Genomic DNA, 17,364 nt, shown 5'->3' with positions numbered 1-17,364 from the left:
GGGCAAATGAGAGAGCTGCGCAGATGCCCGGTCACGATATCTCTTATCCTGTGCGCGATCTGCGTCTACGTGCTGTTCGGTCCGGTGCGTTATTCGGGACCTGTGCAAAGCTTGCCCGACCATCTGTTGTTTGTAATCCGGCATGGCGATCTGAGCCATCTGACACTCAACTGCCTAATGATCTTTATCGGCGGCTGTCTGACCGAACCTCGTTTGGGCAGTATCTGGACCGCAGGCCTTGTGATCCTGAGCGTCGTTGCCGGCACAGTGGTAGAGTTCGTTCTGGTCGGGCCGGGCTTCGTGGGGTTATCAAGCGTTTCTTACGCTCTGGTGGCGTTTGGTGTCGTTGCATCAAGCCCGCCAAGTCAACGTGTTTGGGCGTTGGCGCTGATATGCATGCTGCTCGTAGCCGAGTTTTTGTACCTGCGGTCTCAGATCGCGGTTTTCACCCACATTACATCCGCGTTGGTCGGGGGAGGTCTTGCCGTGTTTAATGCGTTGTTCGGCTCGAAGGGGGCGACCCTCAAGCCTATGGAATGGCGACATGTATCGCCTGCCATTCAGATCATCGCCCAGACCGATGAAGATGACGCGGTCGAGGCTGAAGACAAATTTGTTAATGAAGGCACCGATAACATGTTTGTCCTGCAAGATCGGGGCAACGTGCTGGGTCTGATCGGCTACAGCCTTGACGAAGATGTACCTGATGTTGCGTGGCTGTCCTGGACCTACCTGGATCAGGCCCAAACCGGCAAAGGGTTGGGCGGGCAGATGTTGAACGATATGCTGGGTAAGCTTGCGCAGCTACAGATCCGCAAGATTTTCATCGAAACCAGCGACTACGAAGAGTTCGGCAAGAAAACCTATGCCGCCGCGCATAAGCTGTATGAAGAATTTGGTGCTGAGGCCGAGTTGACCGTCCCCGGGTATCACAGCCCGCGAGAGGCGAAGATCATCTATGGATTGGATAATCCGGATGCGCCCGAACTACCGCCCGCCCATCCGGCCTCAACCACAGGTCTGTCTGTAGTGGACCTGCAAACGGCTGCGGAAACCGACGATGTAGCGGGACTACGCTGGAGCGAATCCGGTACCGGGTTGAACGGGCTGGATCAGCAGCTTTCGCTCGCTCGTACGCAGAAATATCGCATGGCCGTTCTGACTATCCCCTCTGATCTGTCCGACGCACACGCAGCCGAATTACAGGGGCAGGGGATGAAGAAATGTGGCGCGCTCAAAGAGTTGTACGGCAAGGACCTGCACCAGGATTGGTGGTCCTGTGACCTTGATGAAACCTGAAAATACAGTCTTAACTCGATAGGAGAAAATCATGTTTGGAAATCTGAAAACAATCGTCATTTTGGGCGTTGTGGGCTTCATAGGGTATTCGGTGTTCCTAGCCCCGAAGTCTGAACAGACCGCCGATCTTGGGCAGGTTCTGGACCGGACTGAATTTGCGATCAACGAGTATCAGGAATACCTGACAGCTAACAGCATCGCCGAAGCCTCGGACGATCAAGTGGAAGAGTTCACCGAGTATCTCACCCAGATCATGAACTCGGAACCGCGCTTTTATGACGAGCCGCTGGGTCTGGAAATTCTGTCCGACGCCAAGTTCTCGGGTTATGCAGACGCTAATGCAAACGGCACCCGCGACTCGGATGAAGGTGAGATTTTCACCATCGAGATTGACGAGGCCAACAGACGCCTGATCGCCACTGACACCGCTGGTGAGTCCGCTGGCCTGCGATTTTCAGGCGCCGGCTTCCTGGCCGGTGCGCTGATTGGCAACCTGCTCAGCCGACAGCGTTCGGCCGGTATCAGCGCCTCAAGCTTCAACAACCGTAACGTGACGCCGCGCGCCAGCTATTCAGCTCCGCGCAGCGCTCGCGCTGGTGGTCTGCGCGCCGGTAAATAAGGCACCGCGTCCGCAACATACTCCACTCAGGCCCGGCGCTGATCGCGTCGGGCTTTCCAGTTATTCGGAATTCAAAATGACCGACACTCTGACACCGCGTTACACAGAGCTGCCACGCCGGCAGGCGATGGTTCTGCTTGGCGCGATCCTTGTTGTTGCCCTGTGCGGCATTGTCTACGAACTGATCATTGGAACGGTGTCCAGCTACCTGCTGGGCAACTCGGTCTATCAGTTTTCACTGACCATCGGGTTTTTCATGTTTGCTATGGGGGTCGGGTCATATGTCTCACGCTTTTTCCACGGCAACCTGATCCAAACGTTTATCTGGGTTGAACTGATTCTGGCCTTGGTCGGCGGCCTGTGCAGCGTGTCATTGTTCATGCTCTTTCCCTATGCGCCGTGGTTCTACACGGTGGGAATGTTTACCTTTATCTCGACCATCGGATTTCTCGTCGGTTTGGAAATTCCGCTTTTGATGCGGGTCTTGTCCGAAAGCAGTACCGCGCGGGAATCCATCGCCGACGTGCTATCACTTGACTATATCGGAGCACTTTTCGGATCTGTTTTGTTTCCAATCCTGTTGCTTCCATCGCTTGGACTGATTTCATCCTCATTCGCCATTGGCCTGACCAATGCCATGGTCGCTTTGCTGAGCGTCCTTTGCCTACGCGACCAGTTGGATTCACCCAAACGGATGCTGGTCAGCGCAATCGCGACCATCGTTTTGCTGTTCGCGCTGACTCTGCTGGCCGGGCGCATCACTGCGTTTGCGCAGGACCATCTGTATTTTGACCGTATCGTCTGGCGTAAGCAGTCGCAGTATCAGTCCCTGGTCGTCACCAACACCTGGCAGAAAAATGACGTGCGCCTTTACATCGACGGCCACCTGCAGTTCGCCGAAGCGGATGAGTATCGCTATCACGAGGCGCTGGTCCATACGGTTCTGTCATGGGGGGAAAACGCGCCCAAGTCCGTATTGGTTCTGGGCGGAGGCGACGGGTTGGCCGTGCGAGAGATCCTGAAACATCCCAGCGTCTCGCGCATCGACCTTGTTGATCTCGATCCGGCGATGACCGATCTGGGGCGCAATCTGGCCCCCATCGCGCGCCTGAATGAAGACAGCATGGAGGCCTCGATTCTGAATGTCTACAACACCGATGCATTCAACTATGTCAAATCCACCGATCAAACCTACGATAGGATCATCATAGACTTTCCCGATCCGCATAACGAAGCGCTGTCAAAACTCTATTCGATCGAGTTCTATGCCATGGTGAATAGCATTTTGACCGACGATGGTGCTTTGGTTACCCAAAGCAGCTCACCCTTCTTTTCACCACATACCTATTGGACAATTTCCGAGACGCTGTCCGAGATTTTCCCGCAGGTCGTGAACTATCAGGTGTCGATCCCCTCGTTTGGAGTTTGGGGGTACAACCTTGTGGCCAATGATCCGACATCGACGCTTGGCGAGCTTCCGGAAGGTTTGCGCTTTCTGACACCGGGTGTCTTTGAGGCCGCTCAAGTGTTTTCTGAGGACCTGCTTCCCAAGCGTGAACTAGCGATCAATTCCATCTTTGATCCCGGCATTTATCACGAATACTCCCGTGACGTTTCTGGCTACTGAGCTGAGCTGGCCGCTTGAGAGCCTATTCCACAATCAAGCCGATTTATCATGTCATCTAACAAAAGGTGTGAATTCTTGGGGACACGAGTTTCACAATTTACGTGTTCCGACAGTAAATGTCGGAGCACCAAATTACTGAGATTACACTTGCAATAAAATCAGCTACTTAGGTCTTTGAACTTCTGGGACTCATAAACTCACCAATTTTCAACCCATCAGTTGAGAACCTGCCGTTCGTCCAACGTGCGGCGAAGGTGTCAAAAGAGCCCAAACTGTACCTTGGATTTTTTCGCTGCGTGCGCTCGCAACGGAAGAAATGCTGCATGCGCTCGAAATTCGGCGCTGTGACGCTGCGATGAAACCGGTCATTAGTGCAGCGTGCAGCGAGGCAGGAACGATCAATTCACAAGACGCAGGACAGGGCGAACCTTCGCTGCGAAAACTCCAAAGTCGGCGATCGGGATGTTAGGCTATTAACACGTGCCACAATGTTGAACAGGTAGGTGTCCACGTATTTGCCAACCAGACCGCGCGTGACATTGGTCTCTTCAAGCATGATCCGCTTGCGATCATAGGAAAATGTAAGCTGATGACCCACATAGCGGTTCTCGCGCCAGAATAGGACATCAGTCAGCCCTTCCGATTCGACATTGAGCGCACGATGGAGGTTGGCTGGCTTGGCAGGCACCTTTGCACACCTCGCGTCATAGCGGTCTTTGAAACCTTCCAGAAAAGCATTTCCGGTCTTCATGTCCGATATGCCCGCCAATCTCAGTTCTTTAACCAGTCGGCCCTGAAGCGTGCGGTTCGCACGCTCTACACGACCCTTGGCCTGAGAACTGTTCGCGAACAGGATCTCGATGTTCAGCTCATTCAACGCGTGGCCGAACTGGGTCATGCCAGCGCCGACTTTGGCATCTTCCTTGGGGACACGGAACACCGTGTGTTTGTCGCTGTGAAACGCCACCGGGCGGCCGTGCGTGTGCAGATAGCTCTCAAGCGTTTCGAAGTAGCTGAAGGTGCTTTCCGACTTCACAAAGCGAAGTTTCATCAAGGTGCTAGTCGCGTCATCGTTGAAGACGAGCAGGGTGCATGGATCGCCTCGGTCTTCGAACCAACGGTGGTCGGAACCGTCAATCTGGATCAACTCGCCGTAGCATTCCCGGCGCAGGTGCGGTTGAAGGAATGTCCGGCGCTGTTTGCGGAACAACCAGTTTCCATCTTCGACCATCCATTTGCGTAATGTCTCACGCGAGACCTTGAAACCGTGATGTTCAGCCAACTTCTCAGCGGCCAAAGTCGGCCGGAAGTCCGCATAACTTTCTTTGATCAGCGCCAAGGCAAAATCGCGTTTCGCTCTGTGAATCTGATTGTTCGGGGCTTGCCGCGCGCCTTGTGCCGAATCGCCGATGCACCATCCTGGCGGTATCGCTTCAACAACCGGAAGACTTGCCGCCGTGTCAGATCCAGCAGGTTCGCAGCATTATCAATGGTCAGCCGGCCACCATCGACCTGTGCCAATACTTCCACACGATTTAACTCGCGCTCGCTCATCATCACCCAACCCATGTCCGATCTTCCTCGTTTTGTTATACGAGGAGAGTGACATTCCTGAATTGCTTACAGGTGACAATTTAACTTTGCCGCTACATGATAAAAACGCATAATCAGTCTTATGTTAAAACATATTACTGAAATTTACCGCCAAGTTAGAAAATCAACGCCAGATACCTACAAGGTTGACCCACGCGAAATCATCTACCATCCTATTTGCGTATAGCTTGTTGTATTGTGCTAACCTGCACGTTTTCCTCGCAAGGTCGATGAAATGACCGATAATTCACAAAAGACCTACGTGCATGACACTCATCGTCTGCGCGACCCCGCGCACACCCTAAGCATTGTGCAACCATTTCTTCGGGAAATGGGTATTACTCGGATCGCAAACCTGACCGGCCTGGATCGGATTGGTTTGCCTACCGTCATGGTCGCTCGTCCCAATTCCCGATCTGTTGCGGTGTCACTTGGCAAGGGACTGTCGTTACAGGCAGCGCAAGCTTCGGGTGTTATGGAAGCGATCGAGTCCTGGCATGCCGAACGTGTGCGACTTCCGCAACGGCTTGCCAGATATACCGATTTGGCTGATGAAGCGACCGTAGTGGATGTGGAGCGATTGCCTAGGGTCACCGGCGCGCAATTTGATCCCAATAGCAACATGTTATGGGTCGAAGGCCTGGATTTGAAAAGCCAATACGCCTGCTGGGTCCCGCTTGAGATGGTGGACACTGACTACACTTCCGCTCCACTCGCCGGACAACGCGCCTTTCCCAGAACAACAAACGGTTTGGCTTCGGGCAATAATGTCGCCGAGGCAAGTTGTCATGCGATTTGCGAAATGATTGAGCGGGATGCAACGACGCTGTGGTCTCATCAATCCACGACCGTGCGTATTGATCCCGGTACTGTCGATGATCAGCGATGTCGGGCGGCCATTGAAAAAATCACCGCCGCAAATCTGGAGATCGGGCTGTGGAGCACCACGTCGGATATCGGAATTGCCAGTTTTCGCTGCGTGATCTGCGAGGCTGGCGGGCAACCTGGTCACATTGGCATCGGCGACGGATGCCATCCGGATCGCGCAATCGCGTTGCTGCGCGCGGTGACAGAGGCTGCTCAGACCCGGCTGACCTATATCTCGGGCGCGCGCGATGATCTGGACCCGGCAGAATTCACTGACCAGGCGCAATCTGACCGGTGTAGATATGTACGGGATCTGATCGATCGTGCCTCTCCGACAGAGAATTTCCAGGACTGCCCGACGCATTCAACCAAGACATTCGAGGATGACCTGGCTTTGCTGTTAATCAGGTTAGAGGCCGTCGGAATTTCTCAGGTGGTGATCGTGGACTTGTCTCGGCTTGAATATGATCTATCGGTTGTTCGAGCGGTCATACCGGGCTTGGAGGCGCCACATGACGACGCGGATTACGTACCGGGCCTAAGAGCACTGCATATCAGGCAGGAAACCGCATGACCGTCGTTGTATTTGTGGGCCCTACCCTGCCAGCACACGAAGTCACCGCACAGTTGAATGCTGCGATCCTGCCCCCTGTTCAGCAGGGTGATGTCTATCGCGCAGCCAAGGATCAACCGCACGCCATTGGGATCATAGATGGGTTCTTCGAAGGTGTGCCCTCGGTCTGGCACAAGGAAATCTTGTGGGCGATGGAACAAGGGATACCGGTCTTTGGCAGCGCCAGCATGGGCGCCCTGCGTGCAGCGGAACTTGCCGAATTTGGAATGATCGGTGTTGGCGGGATCTATGAGGATTACCTCAGCGGCGTTTTGCAGGATGACGATGAGGTCGCGGTTCTTCACAGCCCGGCAGAGCTGGGATTTCAACCGCTCAGTACACCGATGGTATCTATCCGAGCGACAGTCAAACAGGCGCAGGCTCAGGGGATTTTACCTTCTGAAAGCGTCGCCACTATCCTAGAGCATGCGAAATCCAGACACTATAGGCACCGCATCTGGCAGTACATCGGCAAAGAGTTAAGCGATCTGCCCGGAATAGCGGCCTTTTTGGATTGGCTGCCCGACGGCCAAATTGATGCCAAAGCAGATGACGCCCGGGCAATGCTGGCCCTGATGGCGGATTGCCTGTCGCAGGGCACCCTACCCCCAAGTCCCGTAACGCGGACCGAACCAACATTGGTGTGGAAACAGTTGCGCAACCGCATCGACACCAACGAAGCAAAGAACCACGCGGTGATCGACGAGTTGAGGTTAGACCCGGAACTCTACGCAGAATTGCGCAACCGCGCAGTTCTGAGCGTGATGGCACAGGAAGAAGCCTCCGAGCAGGATCGGCAACCTGATCGTGAAGCCTTGATCCGGCAGATGACGGACCATAGGGCCAAGGCGGGATTATCTCATAAAACGCATTTGATGGAATGGCTGACCGCCAATGATCTGAACCTTGTGGAATACGAGGACATACTGGCGGATGCCGCCCGGATCGATGCGACGGTCGCCGCGCGTTTGGCCCAGTTGGATGCGCCATTGCTGGCTGAACTGAAACGAACCGGAAAGTATGCCGATCTACGGGAACGGGCGGCCGCCAAGGAAAAAGCTGCGATTGTGAATGGGCACCTCTCGGGCGCAGATCGTCTGCGTATGGTCGTGTGGTATTTTGAAACGCGCCTTGACCGGGACGTGCCGGATAACCTGGACAGCTACGCAACCTCGCTTGGCCTATCCGGGCGTGCGGAACTTGGTGAGTTGATCGAAGCAGAGTATTTGTTTTGCCACAGGAGTGCCTGTGCGGACGTCCCAAAAAGCAAGGTGACTTCCGCCCGGCACGAGGGGTCGATAGATGAACACACATGAGACTGTAAGCGACGAAGAACCCGGCACACGGTTCCTGCTGTATCCGCAATCACCTTTTCTGGAACCGGGCGCGCAACCGGAGCTTGTCGAAATTTCGGCTCCGCAAGGCAGCATCGGGCCAGGGCCGTCCGGTCCGCGCATGTACACCGTCAATCCTGTTGGCAAAACCACACCTTACGGTGCCATCGTTCCAGGTCCGAATGGACCGGGTATGTATCTGCCGCCATGGGACGGGTACATCCAGCCGCCTGCGATGCCCGATGAGTTTGGTAATTTCTTTCATATTGCCCCATCCGACCCCGCTTTTGAGGCGGCGCATTTGTTCGGGTCGGCCCATTTCACAATGGATGTGTGGCAAGGGTATTTTGATCGACCAATCCCGTGGCATTTCGCGCGCGAATTCGACCGGCTTGAACTGTCCCTGCTACCGAGTCTGGACAACGCACATATTGGCTGGGGGTTTCTGGAAACGGGCGGCACACACGAACATGGCGATGAGTACCGCCCATACAGCCTGAACTTTGACGTTGTCTCCCATGAAATTGGACATGCCATTATCTATAGCGTCATTGGTATGCCGTCAGATGGGGATGCGTCGGGCGAATATTATGGATTTCACGAGTCCGCTGCCGATATGGTCGCCCTTCTTGCGTCGCTGCATTTTGGCTCTGTTGTTGACGCACTGTTAAAAAACACGCGGGGCAATCTGTACACATTCAATCGTCTGAACCGGTTTGCCGAACTGGGGGAAAATGCACAGATCCGAATTGCCGCCAACACACGGTCCATGTCAGAGTTTGCGGCCGGTTGGACCAGCGAACACGATCTGTCCGAACCGTTGACCGGAGCGATGTTCGACATTTTCGTAGACATTTATCACGAGCGCCTGCTGCTGCATGGACTGATCTCACCCGAAGAAGAACATCTGTCCGATCAGCTGGAAGACTCTCCGGATTACAGCGAGGTCATGCAGGGTGTGTTCGATGCCCGTTATGCCGAAAACCCCGAAGGTTTCCGGATCGCTTTGCTTGAGGCGCGCGATTTTCTGGGAACCTATCTGGCCGACACGTGGGAGCGCCTGGATGCTGATATGCTCAGCTATTTCGGTGTTGAAAAGGCCCTGCTGGCGGTTGATCAGGAAATCACTGGCGGTGCGTTTCGCAACATCATCGAAGGCAACTTCCGCATGCGTGATATTGGTCTGACATCTGCCGGTCCACGTCTTCCCGATCCCGAAGAAGACAGCCACTCGGCCTCAGTTCGCACGCAGGTGCCAGGGTAACTTGTAAAATCCTTTATTTTTAAACGGTTTTATGGCATGCAATCGGAAGAAGTTTATTGGAACGCATTTGCTCGAATATATTTCGAGTTTATTTTGAGGGGGAGATGAGGGTTCTGGCTTCGTCGATCCCATAATTGGGAGAGAGAGATATGCCTGAATCCTTGCTCAGTTTTTCAGAAGTGTTGATATATGGCCGTGAGCTCGAAGATTTAGAGTACAAACGCATTCCGTCCAAAGGGAAGGGCGCCAACAAGCATCTCGACGATCAATTTGGGGTGGCAAAAGGGGAGAAAGGTCCTCGGTTCGCCAAGATTTATGGCTTTGCTTTTGAGGGCACTTATTACGATATGCCGGAGCCGGTGATCTTTCTGGTTCATGGCAAAGGTGAGCTGGTCGCTGATCCCAATAAGCCTGCAGACGACGCATCCCGAGCGCCGCAAGACCCGAGTATTGGCGGCGTCGCAGCGGCCGACTATCAGGTCGCCGATGGTATCCGCGTCTGGCGATACGACAAATCTGACCAGACCATGCGTATGGACGTGATGACCGGCCAGTTCGAACAAGTCCTGTTGGACATCTATTTCGGCTTTGACAGCCCGGCTATCAGCGGTGCCAAAGTCAGCGGCGCGAAAGTAAGTGGGGCCAAAGTCAGCGGTGCCAAAGTCAGTGGCGCGAAGGTGAGCGGTGCCAAGGTCAGCGGCGCAAAGGTACGCGGCGGCGACTAAATCCAGTTTTCGAAAGTAATCTCAGGGGCACCGGAACGCGGTGCCCCTTTGCATTTTAGAACCCGGCCTTTTTCAGACCTTCCACAAAGTGCTGCGTGTCTTCCTCTAGCCGATCCGGTTGAACGGTTGTCCATCGGGCCAGCGAAAAGTTCGGATGCGCCTCGCGGTGCTTTTCCCTTATCAGGCGGGCCATGTCCGTTTGACCCAGCTGAGCATAGCTGGCGGCCAGCATACGCTGCCCTTCAGTCGGATTGTTCATCTTGTTGACCGTCTCAATTACATCCTCATAGCGTCTGAGGTTGTAATATGCTCCTCCCAGGTGCCAAAGGTACTGATCCGGGAAATAGGGGTTTAGACGCATTGCCTGCTGAAGATGCGTTATGGCCGTTTCGTTATCGCCCGAATGGGCCAGAGCATCGGCAAAGTCAGAATGCATATCCGCGTCATTTGGGTTTAACGCCAGCGCCCTCTGATAGGATTGGATGGCTGCGTCATGCTCTTTGCGGTACAGGTGAACGTAGCCCAATTCGCCAAAACCGCGCGCGTCGGTCGGGTCCAGCTCAATCGCGCGCTGCGCCAACATCAGCGCCTTTTCCAGCGATTGTGACGGCTCTTCAGCCCAGGAATAACGCCAGTCGATATTTAGGGTTCGCGACAGCGCTGCTGCAGCACGGGCATACCCTTCGTCCCGTTCAAGGGCTGATTGATAGAAATTCTGTGCCTTGCGGTTGTCGTTTCGGGTGTATTTGAAGATATGGTGCTGGCCTTGCAGGACCGAACCATAGGCCTCAAGATCGTTTGGAATCGCCTGAATCATGCGCTGCTTTTCATGCGACTCGATCATCACCGCAGTGGCCGCCACAATGCACTCTGTGACCTCATCAAGAATGTCGAAAATATCGTCAATCTTGCGATCGAACCGTTCGCCCCAGATCGTGCGCTCGGTGTTGGCATCAATCAACTCGGCGGAAATCCTGATCCGACTGGCTGACCGACGTACACTGCCGCGCGCGACATAGCGGACATTCAGCTTTTGCGCCGCCTCTTTCGGAGGCATCGACTGTGTCCTGAAGAAAAATGACGAGTTCCGGGCGATGATAAAAAGGTTCCGGAATTTGGACAGATTCATGATGATGTCGTCCGTCAGACCTTCGGCGATCCAGCTGTCGGACTCATCGCCGCCAGAGCTGCTGAAGGGCAGAACGGCCACCGACGGCGTATCCGGCCGTTCGAATATGTCGCCCTTCAGATCGGGGCGCATCGTGCCGGCCATGGTCGCGCCGGCCACTTCGCTGCGGACGCAGTAGGTCGAAACAGGCGTCAGGATGTTTTTGAGCTGTTTTGGTCCCAGAAACTCGTATCCAAAGCGCAGGCGATTGCAGACCTGATCATACACGGCAGAGCTGACATAGACCCGCTCAGGCTCGGCTATTTCTTGCAACCGGGCCGCGATATTGACGTTGTCGCCATGAATGCCCCGCTCGTCTATCAGTATCTCACCAAGGTGAATCCCGGCCCGGAACTTGATTCGCTGATCCTGCGCGCGAGTTTTATTCTGATCACTTGCGATTTGATGCAATTCGACCCCGAATTCCACCGCGCTGGTGGCAGTTTCGAACAGGGCCAAAATCCCGTCCCCACGTACCTCAACCACTCGGCCGTTGTACTTTGCGCAAGAGGCTTCAAGCAAAGAAATCAATGCTTTCAATTCATTATATGTATCCAGCTCATTCTCGCTCATAAGCCGGGAGTATCCTACGACGTCGGCGAACAATACTGCGCCAAGCCGTTGAGTAATTGGAATGTCAGAAATTGTCGTACTCACAAGTGTTACTCTTTTTTCGGATTCATAGCGGACCCGTAACCAACATATATCAAAAAACGTTTTTGACGACTGAAGCAGTTTTGATCGGAACTGATCACACCTCTGCGATCTGAGGCGGCCATGACCAGGCGCCGCAATCATTCGGCCCCAATGTCACGATCGTATTCACATCCAGTTCCTGTGCCAGAACGTTTCGGCGAACCATCCACTCAGATTTCAGAATGCCCACAACAACCATATCCTGAAATTCGCCTTCAGCGAACCACGCTTGACGCATCGTTCCTTCAATCTGGAATCCTATCTTGGCAACAAGATCACGGCTGTGATGATTGTCCTCACGATAATAAGACGTTATGCGGTTCAGCCCCAGCTGTCGAAACGCCAGGTCCAGCACCAAAGCGGATGCCCGAAGCCCGACGCCGGATCTACGCATTGCCTTGTTGACGAAAACTGCAACCACTGCATCGCGATTGATGTTCGAGATAGACTCGAGCCCGGCCAGCCCAACGACCTCACCTGCGGACGACTCGACGATAAACCAACATTTGCGGCTGGCATCAGAAGACGTAAATGAATCTTTCCAAAATTCTTCGGCATGCGATGTATTGAGGGGCACGCGCGTCGTACGATCGAAACGCGCAAGGTCTTCAACGTCCTGAAACCAACTCAGAACGGAATCCAGATCTGCCCTTTCCATCGGGCGCAACCTGAACGTGTTTTGTGAATTGTTGCTCACGATAAATAGTACCTTTGAAAGAAATCAGTAAAATCTGCTCGGACACTAACACAAATTTTTAAAAATTACGAAATGAGATTACAGTATCTCTGCCCTCTGTTTTATTCACCGCAAGATTTGAGTTTTTGGTGCAGTGGGGTGATAAGTGCGCTGCCCGGTCAAATGCAACGGAATTTCCCATCCACACCTCTGTTTGCTAATGATGGCCCCGGACGCTCTGAGCAAAGGGAACACCATCAATGAAATTACTGCGGTTCGGTCCCAAGGGCGCGGAAAAGCCCGGTCTTCTGGATGCCACGGGCGCAATTCGTGACTTGTCGGGGGTGATTGGTGATCTCACAGGCGAGTCGCTTGGCGATGAGGCCCTGGACCGATTGCGCGGGTTGGAGACAACAAGCCTGCCGCTGGTGGATGGCCAACCGCGGATTGGCGCTTGCGTCGGTCAGGTCGGCAAGTTCGTCTGCATAGGTCTGAACTATGCCGATCACGCGGTCGAAAGTGGGATGGAGCTGCCGCAGGAACCGGTGATCTTTTTTAAGGCGACATCAGCTATTGTTGGCCCCAACGATACGGTTGAAATTCCACGTGGATCGGTCAAAACCGATTGGGAGGTGGAACTGGGTGTGGTGATCGGGACAGAGGCCAAATACGTCTCGGAAGCCGAAGCCTTGAACCATGTCGCCGGTTATTGCGTCATCAACGACATATCAGAGCGCGATTTCCAACTGCACCGTTCGGGCCAGTGGGTAAAAGGCAAATCCGCCGACACGTTCGGTCCTATAGGTCCATGGCTTGTGACACGGGATGAGGTGCCCAATCCGCAGGACCTGCCGATGTATCTTGAGGTGAACGGGCAGCGGTTTCAGGATGGATCGACCAGAACAATGCATTTCAGCGTGGCGACGGTAATCTCTCATCTGTCGCAGTTCATGTCGCTACAGCCGGGAGATGTGATTTCAAGTGGCACCCCTCCGGGCGTGGGCATGGGCCAAAACCCGCCGACCTATCTAAAACCCGGCGACAGGATGGAGCTGGGCATCAAAGGCTTGGGTGTGCAACGGCAGAACGTTTTGCAGGGCTGAGCCCCCTGTTTGTGCAATTGCCACAATTCTCCGCAATAGACAGTGGGCCAAAAAGTCACTCGGGCCAAGGCAGTGAATAAGTTTTGACGTTGGTGAAAAATTTCATCGCCTCGATCACGCCTTCCTTGACGCCGTTGCCGCTGTCCTTGATGCCGCCAAAAGGAGACATTTCGATCCGGTAGCCGGGCTGTTCCCAGATGTTGCAGGTGCCGACGTTCAAACCGTTGATGTAGGTAATCGCCCGGTTCAGATCATTAGTACAGACACCCGCCGACAAACCAAATGCTGTGCCGTTTGAGATCTGCATGACTTGCGCATCATCATCTGGAACACGAACGATCGGCACGATTGGACCAAATGTCTCTTCCATCACCAACTCGCTGCCGTGGGGCACCTTGTCGACGACGATCGGCGGCAACAGTGCACCGACGCGGCCGGGGTGATAGAGGATTTCCGCGCCCTCTTGTGCAGCCTTCAGCACGCGGTTTTCGAACAACTCGGCGGCTTGTGCGTGGATAACGCAACCCAATTGCGTTTCTAGGTCCTGAGGGTCGCCAAACCGGATCGCCTTGGCCTTTTCCAGGACAAGTGGCACAAATCTATCTGCCACACTTTCCTGAACCAGAATGCGTTTGATCGCGGTGCAGCGTTGCCCCGAATTCCCTGTGGCCCCGGCCACAGCTATGCTGGCGGCCTTGTCCAGATCGGCGTCATTCAGATCATTCAGCACGATCAGAGGGTCGTTGCCGCCCAATTCCAGTGCCTGCCGTTTGTAACCTGCCTTGGACGCGATCATCTTGCCCACCGGCACACCGCCCGTGAAGGTGACTATGTCGATGTGTTCATTGGTGATCATCTCATCGCCGATATCTCTCGGCCAACCTGTCACGACCTGAAACATTTCGAGCGGCAGCCCTGCCTCGTACAGTATGTCCGCCAGCGTCAGGGCCGTCAGTGGGGTCAGCTCGGTCGGTTTGCAGACCATGCAATTATTGGTGGCAATGGACGGCGCAATCTTGTGGCTGACCATGTTCAGAGGGTGATTGAACGGTGTAATCGCGCTGATGGTTCTGACCGGCTCGCGTTTGGTGAAAATCTTGCGTGCCTTGCCATTGTGGGTCAGATCGCACGAGAAAACCTCACCATCGTCCTTCAGAGTCTCGGAGCCAGCGAGCTGAAAAACGTCCTGCGCGCGCTTGGTTTCATAGATCGAGTGTTGATGGCAGATGCCAAGCTCAAGCGTCAGCCATTTTGCGAGGTATTCGCGTCTCTCACCAATTAACACGCCGGCGCGCCGCAAAATCTCGCTGCGTTCGTAACGCGTCAATTTGGGTGTGTAATTTGCGGCGATCTCAAAAGCTTTGCGTACATGTTCAGAAGTGCCGGCAGGGACGGTACCAACGACCTCACTCGTGTAAGGGTAGTGGACCGGGATTTTAGTATCGGTAAAGACAATCTCGCCACCAATACGCATACCTTCGTTGCGGATACCGGATGTGTTCATGATACCGTCCATAATTAAAGAGCCAACGCTGCGGTGGCAAAAAGCAGCGCTTCAAAATTGCGCAATAGCGGGCGCAGCGAAGTGTCGATCACGCGATTGACGATGAAGAGAACTTCCCGCTCGGTCAATCCACCGTGGCAGCGTAAGTCGGCCGCCAGCGCGGCCAGATCATGACAGTTTCGGGAAGTACTTGTGTAGGTATTCTCAACCGGAACATTCGGGATTGAATAGACCCGCTGATGGGCTGTGAATTGGATTTGCATCATCATCTTCGTAGCCTTGGATTCAGTGCGCCCGTTCTAATGCCTGCCATAGATCACAGAATTGCAAAATTTCCGCGTTGGATCGAAAGCCAGAGCAAACCACTGTGTCAGTCCAGTGCTGGAATGCACCTGGATATCCAAGTCACACCAATAGTCTTAGCTGCCACTTTCGTGTGACCACGATCTGCGGAAGTTATGCGGCGAAACCTTGTATCGGCCTCGGAAATGAACCGAAAGCCTGTCCGTGCTGGAAAACCCGGATGCAAAGGCAATCTCGGATACGCTGAGGTCGGTTTCATTCAATAGGGCGAAGGCGCGATCCAGCCTGAGGTTGTTGTAATACTGGCCGGGCGACATCTTTGTATGCTGCTGGAACAGCCGTTCCATATGGCGTCTGGACAGTGACGCCTGATCCGCCACCGCCTCAAGACTGAGCGGCGATTCAATGTTGTCCCGCATGATTTGGACAGCTTCGACCAGCTTGCCGTTGCGGGTCCCCAAAAGGGCCGAGACGGGCGAAACCTGATTGCTGCCACTTTCACCGACGCGTCGGTGCAGACACATCTCGGACACGTTGATGGCCAGGGCGTTGCCGAACAATTCCTCGATCACTTCCAGCATCATATCGGTGCTGGCGTGCCCTCCCCCGCAAGTGCGCAGCTTGCCGTCAATCTCGTACAGGCTCTGGGTTGGCGTCATTGTCGGAAAATACTCGCAAAACCCGGGGCGGTTTTCCCAATGAACGGTGAACTTCTTGTCGCCGATCAGGCCTGCCTTGGCCAAGGCAAATGCCCCCGTGCAGATACCGCCAAAATCACATCCATGTGCCTTTTGCCGACGGATCCAATTCAGAACCCGGGTGTCATACGAGGCCATCGGCTCAGTGCCGGAACACACGAAAGTATAGGCCCCCTGCTCCAGATCGTGCATGGGTTGGTCGGCTTGAATGCGGATTCCGTTCGAGCACGTGACTGGTGCACCATCTGCTGACAGGACGTACCATTCGAACAATTGCTTTCGGGCCAGTTGGTTTGAAATACGCAAGGGTTCAATCGCAGCGCTAAACGCCAACATCGTGGTATTAGGCAGCAACAGGAAATGAAAGGCCTTGGGCGGCCCATCAAAGGGAACATCGACGGAAATCGCCCCCTTGGGCAGGAAACGTTGGCTGTCCACTATACCCCTCCTTCGCGTTCGAATACCGCATCGTCGCTGGCCTGCTGAAACGCTCGAGCAACTTAAAGTTATCAATAGATGTAAGACCCTTGGAAATCGAACGCTCATTTTGTATTTTGGATACAACTTACACCGACCGAGACCACTCTTATGCCCAGAACCCGCGCGATCGCACGTCAAAGTCTTCCAGAAGTCATCACAAATGATCTGCGGGAACGTATCCTAAGCGGAGAGATGGCCGAAGGTGAAACCATCCGGCAAGAGGCCCTTGCCGAGGATTATGATGTTTCGCGCATGCCGATCCGCGAAGCTCTGAAACGGCTGGATGCCGAAGGCCTTGTGCAGCTGACTAACAACCGTGGTGCATCGGTGACCTCGCATTCGCTTTCGGAAATTGGCGAGATTTTCGACCTTCGGGTCCTTTTGGAGGTCGACTTGTTTAAACGGGCCATTCCGCAGATGACCGAAGCTGATTTCGCCAGATGCGAGAAGCTGCTCGACGACATGGAAAGGTCTTACGAAGCTTATAATGTCGGGCGGTGGGGCAGCCTGAATTATGAATACCACAAGGCCCTTTATGCGGCTGCTGATCGTGGGCTGACCAATGAGATACTGCAAAGGGTCAATCTGCAATCGGACCGCTATGTCCGTATGCATCTAAGCGTCATGGAACAGCGCGAGCCCGCCAAGCAAGATCACCGACAGCTTTTGTCGCTGGCACGCAAACGGCAGGTCGATGCAGCAGGTGATCTGCTGACCAAGCATATTCAACGGACCAAGGATCAGTTGTTGGCGATGGTTTTAAAGACACGGAAAGGCGACGCTAGCTGAACGTCG

Annotated in this window: 14 protein-coding genes and 1 pseudogene; 9 read left to right on the top strand and 6 right to left on the bottom strand. The window is 54.2% G+C overall.

Annotated elements, in window-relative coordinates:
* Nucleotides 1-6: 6 nt before the first annotated feature.
* The 3 genes from AC2FIS_RS08440 to AC2FIS_RS08430 all read left to right on the top strand — a co-directional run bounded on the left by AC2FIS_RS08440 (nt 7) and on the right by AC2FIS_RS08430 (nt 3,545).
* A complete protein-coding gene (locus AC2FIS_RS08440) occupies nt 7-1,299 on the top strand; it encodes a GNAT family N-acetyltransferase (protein ID WP_496772833.1) in 1,293 nt (430 codons plus the stop codon).
* 31 nt (nt 1,300-1,330) lie between these two features.
* Entirely contained in the window at nt 1,331-1,918 is a 588-nt protein-coding gene (locus AC2FIS_RS08435; protein WP_496772832.1) for a hypothetical protein, read from the top strand.
* Between the two features lie 76 nt (nt 1,919-1,994).
* Nucleotides 1,995-3,545 (top strand): polyamine aminopropyltransferase, encoded by a 1,551-nt coding sequence (locus AC2FIS_RS08430; RefSeq protein WP_496772831.1) that lies wholly within the window; start codon nt 1,995-1,997, stop codon nt 3,543-3,545.
* A gap of 493 nt (nt 3,546-4,038) precedes the next feature.
* On the opposite strand, the pseudogene AC2FIS_RS08425 reads toward AC2FIS_RS08430, so the two are convergent.
* Nucleotides 4,039-5,114, bottom strand: a pseudogene (locus AC2FIS_RS08425) (ISNCY family transposase); the annotation flags it as partial.
* Between the two features lie 259 nt (nt 5,115-5,373).
* On the opposite strand from AC2FIS_RS08425, the gene AC2FIS_RS08420 reads away from it, so the two are divergent.
* The 4 genes from AC2FIS_RS08420 (at nt 5,374) to AC2FIS_RS08405 (ending at nt 9,941) form a co-directional block, all read left to right on the top strand.
* Nucleotides 5,374-6,579, top strand: coding sequence for a YcaO-like family protein (locus AC2FIS_RS08420; protein WP_496772830.1), 1,206 nt, complete (start codon nt 5,374-5,376; stop codon nt 6,577-6,579).
* Nucleotides 6,576-7,934 carry a TfuA-like protein gene (locus tag AC2FIS_RS08415; protein ID WP_496772829.1) on the top strand — a complete coding sequence of 453 codons (1,359 nt, stop codon included), beginning with the start codon at nt 6,576-6,578 and terminating at the stop codon, nt 7,932-7,934. Before AC2FIS_RS08420 ends, AC2FIS_RS08415 begins: the two co-directional genes overlap by 4 nt.
* Nucleotides 7,921-9,216, top strand: a complete 1,296-nt coding sequence (locus AC2FIS_RS08410) for a gluzincin family metallopeptidase (protein WP_496772828.1) — start codon at nt 7,921-7,923, stop codon at nt 9,214-9,216. Before AC2FIS_RS08415 ends, AC2FIS_RS08410 begins: the two co-directional genes overlap by 14 nt.
* A gap of 149 nt (nt 9,217-9,365) precedes the next feature.
* The gene (locus tag AC2FIS_RS08405) at nt 9,366-9,941 is read left to right on the top strand and encodes a hypothetical protein (protein WP_496772827.1); all 576 of its coding nucleotides are present in this window, start codon (nt 9,366-9,368) and stop codon (nt 9,939-9,941) included.
* Between the two features lie 55 nt (nt 9,942-9,996).
* On the opposite strand, the gene AC2FIS_RS08400 is transcribed toward AC2FIS_RS08405, so the two are convergent.
* Complete coding sequence (locus tag AC2FIS_RS08400) at nt 9,997-11,766, bottom strand: adenylate/guanylate cyclase domain-containing protein (protein WP_496772826.1); 1,770 nt, start codon at nt 11,764-11,766, stop codon at nt 9,997-9,999.
* Between the two features lie 94 nt (nt 11,767-11,860).
* A complete protein-coding gene (locus tag AC2FIS_RS08395) occupies nt 11,861-12,463 on the bottom strand; it encodes a GNAT family N-acetyltransferase (RefSeq protein ID WP_496772825.1) in 603 nt (200 codons plus the stop codon).
* 278 nt (nt 12,464-12,741) lie between these two features.
* Between AC2FIS_RS08395 and AC2FIS_RS08390 the strand changes: the two genes are divergently transcribed.
* On the top strand, nt 12,742-13,584 hold the full coding sequence (locus tag AC2FIS_RS08390) for a fumarylacetoacetate hydrolase family protein (protein WP_496772824.1): 843 nt from the start codon (nt 12,742-12,744) through the stop codon (nt 13,582-13,584).
* A 55-nt stretch (nt 13,585-13,639) separates the two neighbouring features.
* Here AC2FIS_RS08390 and phnY read toward each other — a convergent pair whose 3' ends face one another.
* The 3 genes from phnY to AC2FIS_RS08375 all read right to left on the bottom strand — a co-directional run bounded on the left by phnY (nt 13,640) and on the right by AC2FIS_RS08375 (nt 16,527).
* A complete protein-coding gene (phnY, locus tag AC2FIS_RS08385; RefSeq protein ID WP_496772823.1) occupies nt 13,640-15,088 on the bottom strand; it encodes a phosphonoacetaldehyde dehydrogenase in 1,449 nt (482 codons plus the stop codon).
* Between the two features lie 14 nt (nt 15,089-15,102).
* Nucleotides 15,103-15,357 carry a hypothetical protein gene (locus AC2FIS_RS08380; protein ID WP_496772822.1) on the bottom strand — a complete coding sequence of 85 codons (255 nt, stop codon included), beginning with the start codon at nt 15,355-15,357 and terminating at the stop codon, nt 15,103-15,105.
* Between the two features lie 150 nt (nt 15,358-15,507).
* On the bottom strand, nt 15,508-16,527 hold the full coding sequence (locus AC2FIS_RS08375; protein ID WP_496772821.1) for a GlxA family transcriptional regulator: 1,020 nt from the start codon (nt 16,525-16,527) through the stop codon (nt 15,508-15,510).
* A gap of 150 nt (nt 16,528-16,677) precedes the next feature.
* On the opposite strand from AC2FIS_RS08375, the gene AC2FIS_RS08370 reads away from it, so the two are divergent.
* On the top strand, nt 16,678-17,358 hold the full coding sequence (locus tag AC2FIS_RS08370) for a GntR family transcriptional regulator (protein WP_496772819.1): 681 nt from the start codon (nt 16,678-16,680) through the stop codon (nt 17,356-17,358).
* The last annotated feature ends 6 nt before the right edge of the window (nt 17,359-17,364 follow it).

The organism is Ruegeria sp. CDSB113, from assembly GCF_059611045.1.
This window is presented reverse-complemented; position numbering and strand designations above follow the sequence as displayed.